Source organism: Sphingomonas kyeonggiensis, from assembly GCF_014196745.1.
Lineage (GTDB): Bacteria > Pseudomonadota > Alphaproteobacteria > Sphingomonadales > Sphingomonadaceae > Sphingomonas > Sphingomonas kyeonggiensis.
Genome location: NZ_JACIEH010000008.1, coordinates 2501 through 5735, shown reverse-complemented (window position 1 = coordinate 5735; position 3235 = coordinate 2501). Strand labels below are relative to the sequence as shown.

Annotated in this window: 1 tRNA gene and 2 rRNA genes; all 3 read right to left on the bottom strand. The window is 53.7% G+C overall.

What is annotated here, in order from left to right:
• Positions 1-10 precede the first annotated feature (10 nt).
• Positions 11-87: transfer RNA gene (locus GGR46_RS25135), tRNA-Met, on the bottom strand.
• Positions 88-159: 72 nt separating this feature from the next.
• Positions 160-274 (bottom strand): 5S ribosomal RNA (rrf, locus tag GGR46_RS25130).
• A 101-nt stretch (positions 275-375) separates the two neighbouring features.
• A 23S ribosomal RNA gene (locus tag GGR46_RS25125) occupies positions 376-3166 on the bottom strand.
• Between the last annotated feature and the right edge of the window lie 69 nt (positions 3167-3235).

Genomic DNA, 3235 nt, shown 5'->3' with positions numbered 1-3235 from the left:
CTGCGGGGCCTGGTTGCGGGAGTAGGATTTGAACCTACGACCTTCAGGTTATGAGCCTGACGAGCTACCGGGCTGCTCCATCCCGCGCCAAAGGCGTGTGGGGAGGCCCCGCAACGATATAACAAAGTGAATGGGTTCTTCCGGAGCACAAGCTTCAATGCCTGGCGGCGACCTACTCTTCCATCGCTTAAGCGATAGTACCATCGGCGCAGTCTGGTTTCACGTCCGAGTTCGGGATGGGATCGGGTGGGTCACAGACGCCATAGCCACCAAGCAATGAAGCCTGTGCTGCGGAAGTTTTTCAAACCGTGCAAAATCCAAGGCTGATGAACATCCATCCTACGCCAGCCAGGGCTGACGTTGATGGTGGGACTCATCAAGTGCGAATAGGACAATTAGGACCGGTTAGCTCCATACGTTACCGTACTTCCACATCCGGCCTATCAAGGTCGTGGTCTTCGACCGTCCTAAGAAATCTTATCTCGAGGGAGGCTTCCCGCTTAGATGCTTTCAGCGGTTATCCCGTCCATACATAGCTACCCTGCTGCGCCGTTGGCACGACGACAGGTACACCAGAGGTATGTTCAACCCGGTCCTCTCGTACTAGGGTCAACTCCTCTCAAATTTCGACGCCCACGGCAGATAGGGACCAAACTGTCTCGCGACGTTCTGAACCCAGCTCACGTACCACTTTAATTGGCGAACAGCCAAACCCTTGGGACCTGCTCCAGCCCCAGGATGTGATGAGCCGACATCGAGGTGCCAAACAACCCCGTCGATATGAGCTCTTGGGGGTTATCAGCCTGTTATCCCCGGCGTACCTTTTATCCGTTGAGCGATGGCCCTTCCACGAGGGACCACCGGATCACTATGACCGACTTTCGTCTCTGCTCGACTTGTCAGTCTCGCAGTCAGGCTGGCTTATGCCATTGCACTCTAACAGACGGTTTCCAACCGTCCTGAGCCAACCTTCGCGCGCCTCCGTTACTCTTTAGGAGGCGACCGCCCCAGTCAAACTACCCGCCACAGAGGGTCCCTGATCCAGTTTCATGGATCGAGGTTAGACATTAAAAAACAACAGGGTGGTATTTCACCTATGGCTCCACACCGGCTGGCGCCAATGCTTCAAAGCCTCCCACCTATGCTACACAGTTATTTTCCAATGCCACTCTGAAGCTGCAGTAAAGGTGCACGGGGTCTTTCCGTCTAACCGCGGGTACTCCGCATCTTCACGGAGAATTCAATTTCGCTGAGCATGTCCTGGAGACAGTGGGGAAGTCGTTACGCCATTCGTGCAGGTCGGAACTTACCCGACAAGGAATTTCGCTACCTTAGGACCGTTATAGTTACGGCCGCCGTTTACCTGGGCTTCATTTCGGAGCTTGCACCCCTCCACTTAACCTTCAGGCACCGGGCAGGCGTCAGACCCTATACGTCGTCTTGAAGCCGACTTAGCAGAGCCCTGTGTTTTTGCTAAACAGTCGCTACCCCCTGGCCTGTGCCCCCCATAAGTGCTTGCGCATATATGGGGCCTCCTTCTTCCGAAGGTACGGAGGCAATTTGCCGAGTTCCTTCAGGACACTTCTCTCAAGCGCCTTGGTATACTCTACCTGACCACCTGTGTCGGTTTCGGGTACGGTCTATACGGTGGGGCTATTTCCCGGGACAACTTCGAAGCATGCTCAATCCGATAAGAGCATACAACACACGTCATCCGTCACACACCACCAGGCCCACGAATATTAACGTGGTTCCCATCGACTACCCCCTTCGGGCTCGTCTTAGGGGCCGGCTCACCCTGCGCGGATTAGCCTTGCGCAGGAACCCTTGGTCTTTCGGCGAAAGGGCATCTCACCCTTTTTATCGCTACTCATGTCTGCATTCGCACTTCCGATACCTCCACGACCCATTACCAGATCGCTTCACAGGCTTACGGAACGCTCCGCTACCGCGTGTATTGCTACACACCCTAAGCTTCGGTGCACGTCTTGAGCCCCGTTACATCTTCGCCGCAGGAACCCTTATTTAGACCAGTGAGCTGTTACGCTTTCTTTAAAGGATGGCTGCTTCTAAGCCAACCTCCTGGTTGTTTTGGGATTCCCACATGCTTTCCCACTTAGACGTGACTTGGGGACCTTAGCTGTAGGTCAGGGCTGTTTCCCTTTTGACGACGGACCTTAGCACCCGCCGTCTGTCTCCCGGATATCACTCCTAGGTATTCGGAGTTTGGTTAGAATTGGTAGATCTCGCGACCCCCGCATCCATCCAGTGCTCTACCCCCTAGGGTGTTCGTCCGAGGCACTACCTCAATAGTTTTCGCGGAGAACCAGCTATTTCCCGGCTTGATTGGCCTTTCACCCCTAAACACAACTCATCCGGTAACTTTTCAACGTTAATCGGTTCGGACCTCCAGTGGGTGTTACCCCACCTTCATCCTGGTCATGCCTAGATCGCCGGGTTTCGGGTCTAATACACCAAACTTAGTCGCCCTATTCAGACTCGCTTTCGCTGCGCCTACACCTATCGGCTTAAGCTTGCTTGGTACATTAAGTCACAGACCCATTATGCAAGAGGTACGCTGTCACCCCATAAAGAGGCTCCAACTGCTTGTAGGCAATCCGTTTCAGGTACTGTTTCACTCCCCTCATCGGGGTGCTTTTCACCTTTCCCTCACGGTACTAGTTCGCTATCGGTCGCATACGAGTATTTAGGCTTAGAGGGTGGTCCCCCTATATTCAGACAGGATTACACGTGTCCCGCCCTACTCTAGTCTTCTAACATCACTTTCGCATACGGGGCTGTCACCCGCTATGGCCGTCCTTTCCAGAACGTTCTGCTAGTTGAATTAGAAGCACTGGCCTGGTCCGCGTTCGCTCGCCACTACTAACGGAATCTCGGTTGATGTCTTTTCCTCCGGTTACTGAGATGTTTCAGTTCGCCGGGTTCGCTTCACGAAGCCTATTTTATTCAGCTAAGTGATACCTTTTTCCAATTACCCTGCCAGTCATTGCTGACGAGCAAGATAATCGGATTAGGTGGGTTTCCCCATTCGGAAATCGTGGGATCAAAGCTTGCTCACAGCTCCCCCACGCTTATCGCAGCGTGCCACGTCCTTCATCGCCTGTATGCGCCAAGGCATCCACGAATTGCCCTTACCTCACACTTGAGAGTCCACACCACCAACGACAACACTGGATCAGTCCGAAGACTGACACGAAACTCGGCAGAGCAGTGC